Annotated in this window: 13 protein-coding genes; 8 read left to right on the top strand and 5 right to left on the bottom strand. The window is 53.1% G+C overall.

Annotated features, from left to right (window positions below; translation table 11 throughout):
• Positions 1-17: 17 nt before the first annotated feature.
• Positions 18-452, bottom strand: a complete 435-nt coding sequence (gene slyA, locus QZF50_RS10185; protein ID WP_001296943.1) for a transcriptional regulator SlyA — start codon at positions 450-452, stop codon at positions 18-20.
• A 200-nt stretch (positions 453-652) separates the two neighbouring features.
• On the opposite strand from slyA, the gene QZF50_RS10190 reads away from it, so the two are divergent.
• Genes QZF50_RS10190 through QZF50_RS10200 form a run of 3 tightly spaced genes read left to right on the top strand, consistent with a single transcriptional unit; the run spans position 653 to position 3,761 of the window.
• A complete protein-coding gene (locus QZF50_RS10190) occupies positions 653-889 on the top strand; it encodes a DUF1656 domain-containing protein (protein WP_000670998.1) in 237 nt (78 codons plus the stop codon).
• A gap of 2 nt (positions 890-891) precedes the next feature.
• Positions 892-1,749 (top strand): HlyD family secretion protein, encoded by an 858-nt coding sequence (locus tag QZF50_RS10195; RefSeq protein ID WP_001296942.1) that lies wholly within the window; start codon positions 892-894, stop codon positions 1,747-1,749.
• Entirely contained in the window at positions 1,749-3,761 is a 2,013-nt protein-coding gene (locus tag QZF50_RS10200) for an FUSC family protein (RefSeq protein WP_061892368.1), read from the top strand. Before QZF50_RS10195 ends, QZF50_RS10200 begins: the two co-directional genes overlap by 1 nt.
• Here the strand turns inward: QZF50_RS10200 and sodC are convergent, their stop codons facing one another.
• From sodC to QZF50_RS10215, 3 genes are all read right to left on the bottom strand, one after another.
• A complete protein-coding gene (sodC, locus tag QZF50_RS10205) occupies positions 3,762-4,283 on the bottom strand; it encodes a superoxide dismutase [Cu-Zn] SodC (protein ID WP_001296937.1) in 522 nt (173 codons plus the stop codon).
• Between the two features lie 80 nt (positions 4,284-4,363).
• On the bottom strand, positions 4,364-5,260 hold the full coding sequence (locus tag QZF50_RS10210) for an aldo/keto reductase family oxidoreductase (RefSeq protein WP_000250661.1): 897 nt from the start codon (positions 5,258-5,260) through the stop codon (positions 4,364-4,366).
• Between the two features lie 48 nt (positions 5,261-5,308).
• Positions 5,309-5,548 carry a DUF1289 domain-containing protein gene (locus QZF50_RS10215; protein WP_000840481.1) on the bottom strand — a complete coding sequence of 80 codons (240 nt, stop codon included), beginning with the start codon at positions 5,546-5,548 and terminating at the stop codon, positions 5,309-5,311.
• A 102-nt stretch (positions 5,549-5,650) separates the two neighbouring features.
• Here QZF50_RS10215 and nemR point away from each other — a divergent pair, with 102 nt between their 5' ends.
• The 5 genes from nemR to QZF50_RS10240 all read left to right on the top strand — a co-directional run bounded on the left by nemR (position 5,651) and on the right by QZF50_RS10240 (position 13,331).
• Positions 5,651-6,250, top strand: coding sequence for a DNA-binding transcriptional regulator NemR (nemR, locus tag QZF50_RS10220; RefSeq protein WP_001748447.1), 600 nt, complete (start codon positions 5,651-5,653; stop codon positions 6,248-6,250).
• A gap of 36 nt (positions 6,251-6,286) precedes the next feature.
• Positions 6,287-7,384 carry an N-ethylmaleimide reductase gene (nemA, locus tag QZF50_RS10225; RefSeq protein WP_001748448.1) on the top strand — a complete coding sequence of 366 codons (1,098 nt, stop codon included), beginning with the start codon at positions 6,287-6,289 and terminating at the stop codon, positions 7,382-7,384.
• Between the two features lie 80 nt (positions 7,385-7,464).
• Positions 7,465-7,872, top strand: a complete 408-nt coding sequence (gloA, locus tag QZF50_RS10230; RefSeq protein WP_001237796.1) for a lactoylglutathione lyase — start codon at positions 7,465-7,467, stop codon at positions 7,870-7,872.
• Positions 7,873-7,974: 102 nt separating this feature from the next.
• Complete coding sequence (gene rnt, locus QZF50_RS10235; RefSeq protein ID WP_001282276.1) at positions 7,975-8,622, top strand: ribonuclease T; 648 nt, start codon at positions 7,975-7,977, stop codon at positions 8,620-8,622.
• A 92-nt stretch (positions 8,623-8,714) separates the two neighbouring features.
• Complete coding sequence (locus QZF50_RS10240; RefSeq protein WP_023568766.1) at positions 8,715-13,331, top strand: ATP-dependent helicase; 4,617 nt, start codon at positions 8,715-8,717, stop codon at positions 13,329-13,331.
• 50 nt (positions 13,332-13,381) lie between these two features.
• Here the strand turns inward: QZF50_RS10240 and grxD are convergent, their stop codons facing one another.
• On the bottom strand, positions 13,382-13,729 hold the full coding sequence (gene grxD / locus QZF50_RS10245) for a monothiol glutaredoxin 4 (protein ID WP_000108172.1): 348 nt from the start codon (positions 13,727-13,729) through the stop codon (positions 13,382-13,384).
• Positions 13,730-13,864: the final 135 nt, after the last annotated feature.

Raw genomic sequence — 13,864 nt, forward strand, 5'->3', positions numbered from 1 at the left:
CACACGCCCCCTTCATTTCACCCTTTGGCCTGTAACTCAATGATATTATGCTCAAGTTTTGCGATGAGCGTAATCAGTTGCTCCAGTTCCTCTGCGGAGATGCCATGTAATATTTCCGCGCGGGTTTTGTTAATAACAGCTTCCATTTCGCTGATCAGTGGCTCTGCCTTTTCCGTCAGTTTAATACGTTTAGCCCGACGATCGCTGGCACAAGTTTGACGCGAAATTAACCCTTTTTCTTCCAGTTGGTCCAGAGTACGGACCAGTGATGGCTGCTCGATGCCAATCGCTTTTGCCAGTTGAATTTGCGACTGGTCTGGAGGTAACTGATGGATATTGTGTAACGTAACCCAATGGGTTTGTGTTAACTCCAGCGGTTTCAGGCGATGGTCTATCAGAGCACGCCATATGCGCACCAACCGTGCCAGATCAGAACCTAGTGGCGATTCCAATTTCATCTCCTTATAATTAGCTTGCTAAGATATTATGCGGCTTTTAGAATAGTGTGCAGCAATTGTATTGCTAAAACAAATGTATTGCTGCATTTGGTTACCGTCAGACATATTTTTCAGAAATTGCGCGTAAATTTTTCGCACTTAAAGAATATTTATTAATCTAACGCAATATATTCGGTCGTAAAGGAATCTACTTTGTGAAGTTTATGCTCAATGCAACAGGATTGCCCTTACAAGATCTGGTGTTCGGTGCGTCCGTCTATTTTCCTCCGTTTTTCAAAGCCTTCGCGTTTGGATTCGTCATCTGGCTTGTCGTACACCGCCTGCTTCGTGGCTGGATCTACGCCGGTGACATCTGGCATCCCTTGTTAATGGATTTATCGCTGTTTGCGATTTGCGTTTGCCTTGCTCTGGCAATACTGATTGCGTGGTAACTATGTCAATTAAAACAATTAAGTATTTCTCAACAATCATTGTAGCGATAGTTGCGGTTCTTGCCGGATGGTGGCTGTGGAATTATTACATGCAATCTCCGTGGACACGCGACGGGAAAATACGCGCAGAAAAGGTTTCTATCACCCCACAGGTGTCGGGACGTATTGTTGAGCTGAATATAAAAGACAACCAACTGGTTAACGCGGGGGATCTTCTGCTCACGATCGATAAAACGCCCTTTCAGATCGCCGAGCTGAACGCACAGGCTCAGCTGGCGAAAGCGCAATCTGACCTCGCAAAAGCCAATAACGAAGCGAATCGTCGTCGTCATCTCTCACAAAATTTTATTTCTGCCGAAGAACTCGATACCGCTAACCTCAATGTTAAAGCGATGCAGGCCAGTGTTAATGCCGCACAGGCCACGCTGAAACAGACACAATGGCAACTGGCGCAAACGGAAATTCGCGCCCCGGTGAGTGGTTGGGTGACTAACCTCACTACCCGCATCGGCGATTACGCTGACACCGGGAAACCGCTGTTTGCCCTTGTCGACAGCCACTCGTTTTACGTCATTGGTTATTTTGAAGAAACCAAGTTGCGCCATATCCGCGAAGGTGCACCAGCACAAATTACCCTCTATAGTGATAACAAAACGTTACGGGGTCACGTTTCCAGTATCGGTCGGGCGATTTATGATCAAAGCGTTGAAAGTGACTCAAGCCTTATTCCGGATGTGAAACCTAACGTCCCCTGGGTTCGTCTCGCCCAACGCGTTCCCGTCCGCTTTGCGCTGGATAAAGTTCCAGGCGATGTCACGCTGGTGTCGGGCACCACCTGTAGCATTGCCGTAGGTCAATAATGAACGCATCGTCATGGTCCTTGCGCAATTTGCCCTGGTTCAAGGCCACGCTGGCGCAATGGCGTTATGCGTTACGCAATACCATTGCCATGTGTCTGGCGCTGACGGTTGCCTATTATTTGAATCTGGATGAACCCTATTGGGCGATGACCTCGGCTGCAGTGGTTAGCTTTCCCACCGTTGGCGGTGTCATCAGCAAAAGCCTCGGACGCATCGCTGGCAGTTTACTGGGAGCCATTGCGGCACTGCTTCTTGCCGGGCATACGCTCAATGAGCCGTGGTTTTTTCTATTGAGCATGTCGGCGTGGCTTGGCTTTTGTACCTGGGCCTGTGCGCACTTCACGAATAACGTCGCGTATGCATTTCAACTGGCGGGCTACACGGCTGCCATCATCGCCTTTCCGATGGTTAATATTACTGAGGCCAGCCAGCTGTGGGATATCGCTCAGGCGCGCGTTTGCGAGGTGATAGTCGGTATTTTGTGCGGCGGAATGATGATGATGATCCTGCCTAGCAGTTCCGATGCTACAGCCCTTTTAACCGCATTGAAAAACATGCACGCCCGATTACTGGAACATGCCAGTTTACTCTGGCAGCCTGAAACAAACGATGCCATTCGTGCAGCACATGAGGGGGTGATTGGGCAGATACTGACCATGAATTTGCTGCGTATCCAGGCTTTCTGGAGCCACTATCGTTTTCGCCAGCAAAACGCGCGCCTTAATGCGCTACTCCACCAGCAATTACGTATGACCAGTGTCATCTCCAGCCTGCGACGTATGTTGCTCAACTGGCCCTCACCGCCAGGTGCCACGCGAGAAATTCTCGAACAATTGCTGACGGCGCTCGCCAGTTCGCAAACAGATGCTTACACCGTCGCACGTATTATCGCCCCGCTACGCCCGACCAACGTCGCCGACTACCGGCACGTCGCCTTCTGGCAGCGACTACGTTATTTTTGCCGCCTTTATCTGCAAAGTAGTCAGGAATTACATCGTCTGCAAAGCGGTGTAGATGATCATGCCAGACTCGCACGGACATCCGCTCTGGCTCGTCATACCGACAACGCCGAAGCTATGTGGAGCGGGCTGCGTACATTTTGTACGTTGATGATGATTGGCGCATGGAGTATTGCATCGCAATGGGATGCCGGTGCCAATGCATTAACGCTGGCAGCAATTAGCTGCGTACTCTACTCCGCCGTCGCAGCACCGTTTAAGTCGTTGTCACTGCTGATGCGCACGCTGGTGTTACTTTCGCTATTCAGCTTTGTGGTCAAATTTGGCCTGATGGTCCAGATTAGCGATCTGTGGCAATTTTTACTGTTTCTCATTCCACTGCTGGCGACAATGCAGCTTCTTAAATTGCAGATGCCCAAATTTGCCGCACTGTGGGGGCAACTGATTGTTTTTATGGGTTCGTTTATCGCTGTCACTAATCCCCCGGTGTATGATTTTGCTGATTTTCTTAACGATAATCTGGCAAAAATCGTTGGCGTTGCGCTGGCTTGGCTAGCGTTCGCCATTCTGCGTCCAGGATCGGATGCTCGTAAAAGCCGCCGCCATATTCGCGCGCTGCGCCGGGATTTTGTCGATCAGCTAAGCCGCCATCCAACACTGAGTGAAAGCGAATTTGAATCGCTCACTTATCATCACGTCAGTCAGTTGAGTAACAGCCAGGATGCGCTGGCTCGCCGTTGGTTATTACGCTGGGGTGTAGTGCTGCTGAACTGTTCTCATGTTGTCTGGCAATTGCGCGACTGGGAATCGCGTTCCGATCCGTTATCGCGAGTACGGGATAACTGTATTTCACTGTTGCGGGGAGTGATGAGTGAGCGTGGCGTTCAGCAAAAATCACTGGCGGCCACACTTGAAGAATTACAGCGGATTTGCGACAGCCTTGCCCGTCATCATCAACCTGCCGCCCGTGAGCTGGCGGCAATTGTCTGGCGGCTGTACTGCTCGCTTTCGCAACTTGAGCAAGCACCACCGCAAGGTACGCTGGCCTCGTAATTACTTAATTACACCACAGGCATAGCGTTCACCGCCACCGCCCAGCGGTTTAGGTTGATCGGACATATTATCGCCGCCAACGTGGACCATCAGCGCTTTGTCTTTGATTTCATCCAGTGATTTCAGACGAGGCGCGATGACGGCATCGGTAGCTTTGCCGTCATTATTGACGACCAGTGCAGGCAGATCGCCTAAATGCCCGGCACCTTCTGGCCCTTCATGTTTACCGGTATTTTGTGGATCAAGATGCCCGCCTGCGGATTCCGCGGCGCTGGCTTTGCCATCTTTGGTGGCTGGCTGGCAGCTTCCTTTGGCATGAATATGGAAGCCATGTTCACCGGGGGGTAATGCTTTCAGATCGGGCGAAAACTCCAGACCTTTATCGGTTTCAGTAATGGTGACGCTACCAATTGACTGCCCTACCCCTTGCGACGTGACGAGGTTCATCTCGACTTTTTCACTGGCAGCTTGTGCGCCGGTTGCAACAACCAGCGCCAGAATAGCCAGACTAAAACGTTTCATAGGACCTCCGTTCATTGTGCATTCCTGAATAAGTGTAAACCAGTGACACATTTTTGAACGGCGGCTATTCCTAAAAGTGCTTACGGTACGTCGTACCCCAGTGCCGCTTTACGGATACGAAACCATTGTTGACGGGTCATTTTCAGTGTTTCTGCTTCGACAGCTGCCCGTACGCGCTCAATTTTACCTGAACCGATAATTGGCAGCGGCTGCGATGGTAAACGTAATACCCAGGCGTAAACCACCTGTTCAATCGAGCCCGCGTTTAACTCCTCTGCCACCACAGCCAGTTCATCACGCAGCTGCTGGAAATAATCATCATTAAACAGACGACCACCACCAAGGCAGGACCACGCCATCGGACGAACACGCAGTTGTTGTAGTTGGTCGAGCGTGCCATCCAGCAGTAACGGCTGATGCACCGGGGATATTTCCACCTGATTAGTGGCAAGGGTAAACGGCAGACGTGATTGCAACAGGGCAAATTGCGCAGGCGTAAAGTTCGATACGCCAAAATGACGCACTTTGCCGCTCTGATGCAGATGTTTGAACGCGTCCGCCACTTCATCGGCATCCATTAACGGGTCTGGTCGGTGGATTAACAGCAGATCCAGATGATCGGTCGCGAGATTAATTAGCGACTGTTCGGCGCTCTTAATGATGTGATCGCGGTCAGTGATGTAATGACCAATGACGTTTTCTTCACGCGCGGTCGTCGCGATACCGCATTTACTGACGATTTCCATCCGTTCACGCAGGTGAGGTGCCAGTTTCAGTGCCTCGCCAAACGCCGCTTCGCACTGATAGCCACCATAAATATCAGCATGGTCCACGGTGGTCACGCCGAGATCCAGATGCTCTTCAATAAAACTGACCAGCTGGCGGGCGGACATATTCCAGTCCATCAATCGCCAGTAGCCCATCACAAAACGGGAAAACTCCGGGCCTTGCGGCGCAATAGTAATACGCTGAACCATAATCGCTTCCTCTTATCAGATATGAGAGGAGTATACGCAAGATTAGGTTCAAAAGAGTGATGGTTGCTCCGGTTCGTCTGATGACGCTGGCTTATTTGCACGTAATTTGCGCATTAATCGTTGCCGACAAAGGCGCAGCACCTCTTGTTTTTCGCCATCGCTCATTTTATTCCAGTTAAAACGCTCATCCCGACTACGAAAACAGCCGCGACAAAACCCGCGTTCGTCAGACTGGCAAATTCCCCGGCACGGGCTCTGGACGGGAAAGAACTCTAATTGCTCCGCCACCTCGCCCTCCTCAGATAAGATTATTACCACTATTGAAGCTGTTAATGTCCAAAGTAGCAACTTCGCTTGCACTAGACCGACTGGTCTACTACACTCCAACGCATGAACAAACACACCGAACATGATACTCGCGAACATCTCCTGGCGACGGGTGAGCAACTTTGCCTGCAACGTGGATTCACCGGGATGGGGCTAAGCGAACTCCTAAAAACCGCTGAAGTGCCGAAAGGTTCCTTCTATCACTACTTTCGCTCTAAAGAAGCGTTTGGCGTTGCCATGCTTGAGCGCCATTACGCCGCATATCACCAGCGACTGACTGAGTTGCTGCTATTCGGAGAAGGTAACTACCGCGACCGCATACTGGCTTATTACCAGCAAACACTGAACCAGTTTTGCCAGCATGGAACCATCAGTGGTTGCCTGACAGTAAAACTCTCTGCCGAAGTGTGCGATCTGTCAGAAGATATGCGCAGCGCGATGGATAAAGGTGCTCGCGGCGTGATCATTCTGCTCTCTCAGGCGCTGGAAAATGGCCGTGAGAACCATTGTTTAACCTTTTGTGGCGAACCGCTGCAACAGGCACAAGTGCTTTATGCACTGTGGCTTGGCGCGAATCTGCAGGCCAAAATTTCGCGCAATTCCGAGCCACTGGAAAACGCGCTGGCACATGTAAAAACCATTATTGCGACGCCTGCCGTTTAGCAGGCATTTTTTATCACCAGACGACCGGGAGCCTTTATGTCATCTGAAAAACTGTATTCCCCACTGAAAGTGGGCGCAATAACTGCGGCAAACCGTATTTTTATGGCACCGCTGACGCGTCTGCGCAGTATTGAACCGGGTGACATCCCTACCCCGTTGATGGCGGAATACTACCGCCAACGTGCCAGTGCCGGTTTGATTATTAGTGAAGCCACGCAAATTTCTGCCCAGGCAAAAGGATATGCAGGTGCGCCGGGCATCCATAGTCCGGAGCAAATTGCCGCATGGAAAAAAATCACCGCTGGCGTTCATGCTGAAAATGGTCATATGGCCGTACAGCTGTGGCACACCGGACGCATTTCTCACGCCAGCCTGCAACCTGGCGGTCAGGCACCGGTAGCGCCTTCAGCACTTAGCGCGGGAACACGTACTTCTCTGCGCGATGAAAATGGTCAGGCGATCCGTGTTGAAACATCCATGCCGCGTGCGCTTGAACCGGAAGAGATTCCAGGTATCGTCAATGATTTCCGTCAGGCCATTGCTAACGCGCGTGAAGCCGGTTTTGATCTGGTAGAGCTCCACTCTGCTCACGGTTATTTGCTGCATCAGTTCCTTTCCCCTTCTTCAAACCATCGTACCGATCAGTACGGCGGCAGCGTGGAAAATCGCGCACGTTTGGTACTGGAAGTGGTCGATGCCGGGATTGAAGAATGGGGTGCCGATCGTATTGGCATTCGCGTTTCGCCAATCGGTACTTTCCAGAACACGGATAACGGCCCGAATGAAGAAGCCGATGCACTGTATCTGATTGAACAACTGGGTAAACGCGGCATTGCTTATCTGCATATGTCAGAACCAGATTGGGCGGGGGGTGAACCGTATACTGATGCGTTCCGCGAAAAAGTACGCGCCCGTTTCCACGGTCCGATTATCGGCGCAGGTGCATACACAGTAGAAAAAGCTGAAACGCTGATCGGCAAAGGGTTAATTGATGCGGTGGCATTTGGTCGTGACTGGATTGCGAACCCGGATCTGGTCGCCCGCTTGCAGCGCAAAGCTGAGCTTAACCCACAGCGTGCTGAAAGTTTCTATGGTGGCGGTGCGGAAGGCTACACTGATTACCCGACGTTGTAATCCAACATTGCGAGCGGCGCAAAGCCGCCGCTATACTAAAACAACATTTTGAATCTGTTAGCCATTTTGAGGATAAAAAGATGCGTCTTCTTCATACCATGCTGCGCGTTGGCGATCTGCAACGCTCCATCGATTTTTATACCAAAGTTCTGGGCATGAAACTGCTGCGTACCAGCGAAAACCCGGAATACAAATACTCACTGGCGTTTGTTGGCTACGGCCCGGAAACCGAAGAAGCGGTGATTGAACTGACCTACAACTGGGGCGTGGATAAATACGAACTCGGCACTGCTTATGGTCACATCGCGCTTAGCGTAGATAATGCCGCTGAAGCGTGCGAAAAAATCCGTCAAAACGGGGGTAACGTGACCCGTGAAGCGGGTCCGGTAAAAGGCGGTACTACGGTTATCGCGTTTGTGGAAGATCCGGACGGTTACAAAATTGAGTTAATCGAAGAGAAAGACGCCGGTCGCGGTCTGGGCAACTAATCTCCTGCCGGGCGCGAACTCATCGCGCCCGCATCTTTACTGCATCGACAAGTAATATTTGTCATAATGCGCGCTGCAATTTATCCGTATTAAGAGAATCAGATGTCCGATAACGCTCAACTTACCGGTCTGTGCGACCGTTTTCGTGGTTTTTATCCTGTTGTGATCGATGTTGAAACAGCTGGATTTAACGCCAAAACCGATGCGCTGCTTGAGATTGCCGCCATCACCCTGAAAATGGATGAACAAGGCTGGCTGATGCCGGACACCACATTACATTTCCACGTCGAACCATTTGTCGGCGCAAATTTGCAGCCAGAGGCCCTCGCCTTCAACGGCATTGACCCGAACGATCCCGATCGCGGCGCGATCAGCGAATACGAGGCGCTGCACGAAATTTTTAAAGTTGTACGTAAAGGTATTAAAGCGAGCGGCTGTAACCGCGCCATTATGGTGGCGCACAATGCCAATTTTGATCACAGCTTTATGATGGCCGCCGCAGAACGCGCCTCGCTGAAACGTAACCCGTTCCACCCTTTCGCCACTTTTGACACTGCTGCACTGGCCGGGCTGGCACTCGGACAAACCGTATTGTCAAAGGCTTGCCAGACCGCTGGCATGGACTTCGACAGCACCCAGGCGCACTCCGCGCTGTACGACACCGAACGCACTGCTGTGCTGTTTTGTGAAATCGTCAACCGCTGGAAACGTCTGGGAGGCTGGCCGCTACCTGCCGCCGAAGAGGTGTAATCGAGTCGATGCCTGATGACATGCAATGATTCAGGCATCTATAGTGAGGCTATTCCACGCATCCTGCATGATATTCACGGGGAATAGCGTTAATGGCAGATAATCCAGACCCTTCATCGCTCCTGCCGGACGTGTTTTCACCGGCGACCCGCGACTGGTTTCTTCGCGCCTTTAAACAGCCGACCGCTGTCCAGTCGCAAACCTGGCATGTGGCGGCGCGAAGCGAACATGCGCTGGTGATTGCACCGACCGGCTCCGGGAAAACGCTGGCAGCATTTCTCTACGCCCTCGATCGGCTCTTCCGCGAAGGCGGCGAAGATACCCGCGAGGCGCATAAGCGTAAAACCTCACGCATCCTCTATATTTCACCGATAAAAGCTCTGGGCACCGACGTTCAGCGCAACTTGCAGCTCCCGTTGAAGGGTATTGCCGATGAACGGCGGCGGCGCGGCGAAACGGAAGTCAATCTTCGCGTAGGGATCCGTACTGGCGATACGCCTGCACAGGAACGCAGCAAACTCACCCGTAATCCGCCGGATATTCTGATCACCACACCCGAATCACTCTATCTGATGCTGACCTCCCGCGCGCGCGAAACGCTACGCGGCGTCGAAACGGTAATTATTGATGAAGTCCACGCGGTAGCGGGCAGTAAACGTGGTGCGCATCTGGCGTTAAGTCTGGAGCGGCTCGATGCGCTGCTCCACACCTCAGCACAGCGAATTGGCCTTTCTGCCACTGTGCGCTCAGCCAGCGATGTGGCAGCATTTCTTGGTGGCGATCGCCCGGTTACGGTAGTCAACCCGCCCGCAATGCGCCATCCGCAGATACGAATTGTCGTACCGGTCGCCAATATGGATGATGTCTCATCGGTCGCCAGCAGCACCGGCGAAGACAGCCATGCCGGCCGGGAAGGCTCCATCTGGCCATATATTGAAACGGGTATCCTTGATGAAGTGTTGCGCCATCGCTCGACCATTGTCTTTACTAATTCACGTGGGCTGGCGGAAAAACTGACGGCACGATTAAATGAGCTTTACGCCGCACGCTTACAGCGTTCCCCGTCTATCGCCGTTGATGCGGCCCATTTCGAGTCGACCTCCGGCGCAACCTCTAACCGTGTACAAAGTAGCGACGTTTTTATTGCCCGCTCACACCACGGCTCCGTCTCTAAAGAACAACGAGCAATCACCGAGCAGGCGCTGAAATCGGGTGAGTTACGCTGCGTGGTCGCAACCTCCAGTCTCGAACTGGGGATTGATATGGGCGCAGTGGATCTGGTGATTCAGGTGGCAACGCCGCTTTCTGTTGCCAGTGGGTTACAACGCATTGGTCGCGCCGGACATCAGGTTGGCGGTGTATCTAAAGGGCTGTTTTTCCCTCGTACCCGGCGTGACTTAGTCGATTCCGCAGTCATTGTAGAGTGTATGTTCGCAGGCAGGCTGGAAAACCTGACACCGCCGCATAATCCACTCGACGTCCTTGCGCAGCAAACCGTTGCCGCCGCGGCGATGGAGGCATTACAGGTAGACGAATGGTACTCCCGCGTACGCCGTGCCGCACCGTGGAAAGATCTGCCAAGACGTGTTTTTGACGCCACGCTGGATATGCTTTCCGGGCGCTATCCCTCTGGCGATTTTTCTGCTTTTCGCCCCAAACTGGTCTGGAACAGGGAGACCGGGATATTGACCGCCCGACCTGGCGCTCAATTGTTGGCGGTTACCAGCGGCGGCACCATTCCGGATCGTGGCATGTATAGCGTGTTATTACCCGAAGGTGAAGAAAAGGCCGGTTCGCGGCGGGTGGGTGAACTGGATGAGGAGATGGTATATGAGTCGCGGGTGAACGACATTATCACTCTCGGCGCTACCTCATGGCGGATCCAGCAAATCACCCGCGATCAGGTGATTGTGACTCCTGCTCCGGGTCGTTCTGCCCGGCTCCCCTTCTGGCGTGGTGAAGGTAACGGACGTCCGGCTGAATTAGGCGAGATGATCGGCGATTTTCTTCATTTGCTGGCGGATGGCGCGTTCTTTTCCGGGACTATTCCCCCGTGGCTGGCAGAAGAAAATACGAACGCCAATATTCAGGGGTTGATTGACGAGCAACGCAACGCGACGGGCATCGTTCCGGGGAGTCGCCATCTGGTCCTCGAACGGTGCCGTGATGAAATTGGCGACTGGCGTATTATTTTGCACTCTCCCTATGGAAGACGGGTGCATGAACCCTGGGCGCTGGCGATTACCGGGCGAATACATGCCCTATGGGGCGCTGACGCGTCTGTGGTCGCCAGTGATGACGGCATTGTTGCGCGCATTCCTGACACTGATGGTAAATTGCCCGACGCCGCGATTTTTTTGTTTGAACCAGAAAAGTTGCTGCAAATTGTCCGCGAGGCGGTAGGCAGCTCGGCACTTTTCGCCGCCCGTTTTCGCGAATGCGCCGCGCGGGCATTATTAATGCCGGGGCGCACTCCGGGCCATCGCACCCCGCTTTGGCAACAACGGCTGCGCGCCAGTCAGTTGCTGGAAATCGCTCAGGGATATCCGGATTTTCCGGTCATTCTCGAAACCCTACGCGAATGTCTGCAAGATGTTTATGATCTTCCCGCACTGGAACGTTTGATGCGTCGCCTGAACGGTGGCGAAATTCAAATATCCGATGTAACGACCACTACGCCCTCGCCTTTCGCCACAAGTTTATTGTTCGGCTATGTCGCGGAATTTATGTACCAGAGCGACGCCCCGCTGGCAGAGCGCCGGGCATCCGTACTGTCGCTGGACAGCGAGTTACTGCGCAATCTACTCGGACAGGTCGATCCGGGGGAATTACTCGACCCGCAGGTCATTCGCCAGGTGGAAGAAGAGTTGCAACGACTGGCTCCTGGCAGAAGAGCGAAAGGTGAAGAAGGATTGTTCGACCTGCTGCGCGAACTGGGGCCAATGACCGTTGAAGACCTGGCGCAACGGCATACAGGCAGCAGTGAAGAGGTTGCGTCGTATCTGGAAAATCTTCTTGCAGTAAAACGAATCTTCCCAGCGATGATTAGCGGACAGGAGCGTCTTGCCTGTATGGATGATGCCGCCAGGCTGCGTGATGCCCTCGGCGTACGACTACCAGAGTCATTGCCAGAGATTTATTTACATAGAGTCAGTTACCCGCTTCGCGATCTCTTTCTGCGCTATCTCCGGGCTCATGCTCTGGTCACGGCTGAACAACTGGCTCATGAGTTTAGTCTCGGTATTGCCATTGTCGAAGAGCAGCTTCAGCAACTGCGTGAACAGGGTCTGGTGATGAATCTGCAACAAGACATCTGGGTGAGCGATGAAGTATTTCGTCGTCTGCGTTTGCGCTCGCTGCAAGCCGCCAGAGAAGCGACGCGTCCCGTTGCAGCCACGACCTATGCGCGATTGCTGCTGGAACGTCAGGGCGTATTACCCGCCACCGATGGTAGCCCGGCGCTCTTTGCCTCAACATCGCCAGGCGTTTATGAGGGCGTAGATGGCGTGATGCGGGTGATCGAACAGCTTGCCGGAGTCGGTTTACCCGCCTCACTCTGGGAAAGCCAGATCCTGCCTGCCCGCGTACGCGACTATTCGTCAGAAATGCTCGATGAATTACTGGCAACCGGTGCGGTTATCTGGTCGGGGCAAAAAAAACTGGGTGAAGATGACGGCCTGGTGGCACTGCATCTACAGGAATATGCTGCAGAATCGTTCACTCCCGCCGAAGCGGATCAGGCGAATCGTTCGGCGCTGCAACAAGCGATAGTCGCTGTTCTGGCTGACGGAGGAGCCTGGTTTGCACAACAAATCAGCCAACGGATACGCGACAAAATCGGCGAATCGGTTGATCTCTCTGCCCTGCAAGAGGCGTTATGGGCGCTGGTCTGGCAAGGCGTCATCACCAGCGACATTTGGGCACCGTTACGCGCCCTCACCCGCAGCAGTTCCAACGCACGCACCTCAACTCGCCGCAGTCACCGGGCTCGTCGTGGACGTCCTGTCTATGCGCAACCCGTCTCGCCGCGGGTATCTTACAACACACCAAATCTGGCTGGACGCTGGTCGTTATTGCAGGTGGAGCCACTAAACGATACCGAAAGGATGCTGGCGCTGGCGGAAAATATGCTCGACCGCTACGGCATCATCAGTCGTCAGGCGGTGATAGCCGAAAATATCCCTGGCGGGTTTCCATCGATGCAAACGCTTTGTCGAAGTATGGAAGACTCCGGGCGAATTATGCGAGGTCGTTTTGTAGAAGGTCTGGGTGGCGCGCAATTCGCTGAACGTCTGACTATTGACCGATTGCGCGATCTGGCGACACAAGCCACGCAAACGCGCCACTATACACCAGTGGCGCTCTCTGCCAACGATCCGGCTAATGTGTGGGGAAATCTTCTGCCCTGGCCTGCACATCCGGCAACGCTGGTTCCAACGCGTCGGGCGGGTGCGCTGGTGGTCGTTTCTGGCGGCAAATTGTTACTCTATCTGGCGCAAGGTGGCAAAAAAATGCTGGTCTGGCAGGAAAAAGAGGAATTACTCGCCCCAGAGGTTTTCCACGCGCTGACTACCGCACTGCGTCGCGAACCACGGCTGCGCTTTACGCTAACAGAAGTGAATGATCTACCGGTCCGGCAAACGCCGATGTTTACGCTGCTGCGTGAGGCGGGATTTTCAAGTTCGCCACAAGGGCTGGATTGGGGATAGAGAAAGGACTGACGGATGCCCGTTCGCATCCGTCAGTATTGCAGGACGGATTATTCCGCGTCGGGCTCTTCAGACTTGTATTTAGCGGCAGTTTCTTTGATCAGCTGCTGCAGTTCGCCACGCTGATACATTTCGATCACGATATCACAACCGCCGACCAGCTCGCCGTCAACCCACAGTTGCGGGAAGGTCGGCCAGTTAGCATATTTCGGCAGTTCCGCACGAATGTCCGGATTCTGCAGAATATCAACATAGGCAAAACGTTCGCCACATGCGGCAAGCGCCTGGACTGCCTGGGCAGAGAAACCGCAGCTCGGCAGTTTCGGTGAACCTTTCATGTACAGCAGGATCGGGTTTTCAGCAATCTGGCGTTGGATTTTTTCGATAGTGGTGCTCATTGTCTTGCTTCCTCAAACTTCTTTACGGCAGTAATCTGACATTGTAGCGGGTCAGTGCGGCATCGGAAAATAACATTTTCATCACGCTTTTGCTATTTTATCCCTTTGCTCTATTTGTTGCATTTCAAATATTCG

Origin of the sequence: uncultured Escherichia sp., from assembly GCF_948475835.1 — a bacterium.
Lineage (GTDB): Bacteria > Pseudomonadota > Gammaproteobacteria > Enterobacterales > Enterobacteriaceae > ECMA0423.

Excerpts from the sequence above, each read along its gene's own strand:
- nemA (WP_001748448.1), top strand. The coding sequence starts at position 6,287 with ATGTCATCTGAAAAACTGTATTCCCCACTGAAAGTGGGCGCAATAACT.
- grxD (WP_000108172.1), bottom strand. The coding sequence starts at position 13,729 with ATGAGCACCACTATCGAAAAAATCCAACGCCAGATTGCTGAAAACCCG.
- sodC (WP_001296937.1), bottom strand. The coding sequence starts at position 4,283 with ATGAAACGTTTTAGTCTGGCTATTCTGGCGCTGGTTGTTGCAACCGGC.
- gloA (WP_001237796.1), top strand. The coding sequence starts at position 7,465 with ATGCGTCTTCTTCATACCATGCTGCGCGTTGGCGATCTGCAACGCTCC.
- QZF50_RS10195 (WP_001296942.1), top strand. The coding sequence starts at position 892 with ATGTCAATTAAAACAATTAAGTATTTCTCAACAATCATTGTAGCGATA.
- QZF50_RS10200 (WP_061892368.1), top strand. The coding sequence starts at position 1,749 with ATGAACGCATCGTCATGGTCCTTGCGCAATTTGCCCTGGTTCAAGGCC.
- rnt (WP_001282276.1), top strand. The coding sequence starts at position 7,975 with ATGTCCGATAACGCTCAACTTACCGGTCTGTGCGACCGTTTTCGTGGT.
- nemR (WP_001748447.1), top strand. The coding sequence starts at position 5,651 with ATGAACAAACACACCGAACATGATACTCGCGAACATCTCCTGGCGACG.
- QZF50_RS10240 (WP_023568766.1), top strand. The coding sequence starts at position 8,715 with ATGGCAGATAATCCAGACCCTTCATCGCTCCTGCCGGACGTGTTTTCA.
- QZF50_RS10210 (WP_000250661.1), bottom strand. The coding sequence starts at position 5,260 with ATGGTTCAGCGTATTACTATTGCGCCGCAAGGCCCGGAGTTTTCCCGT.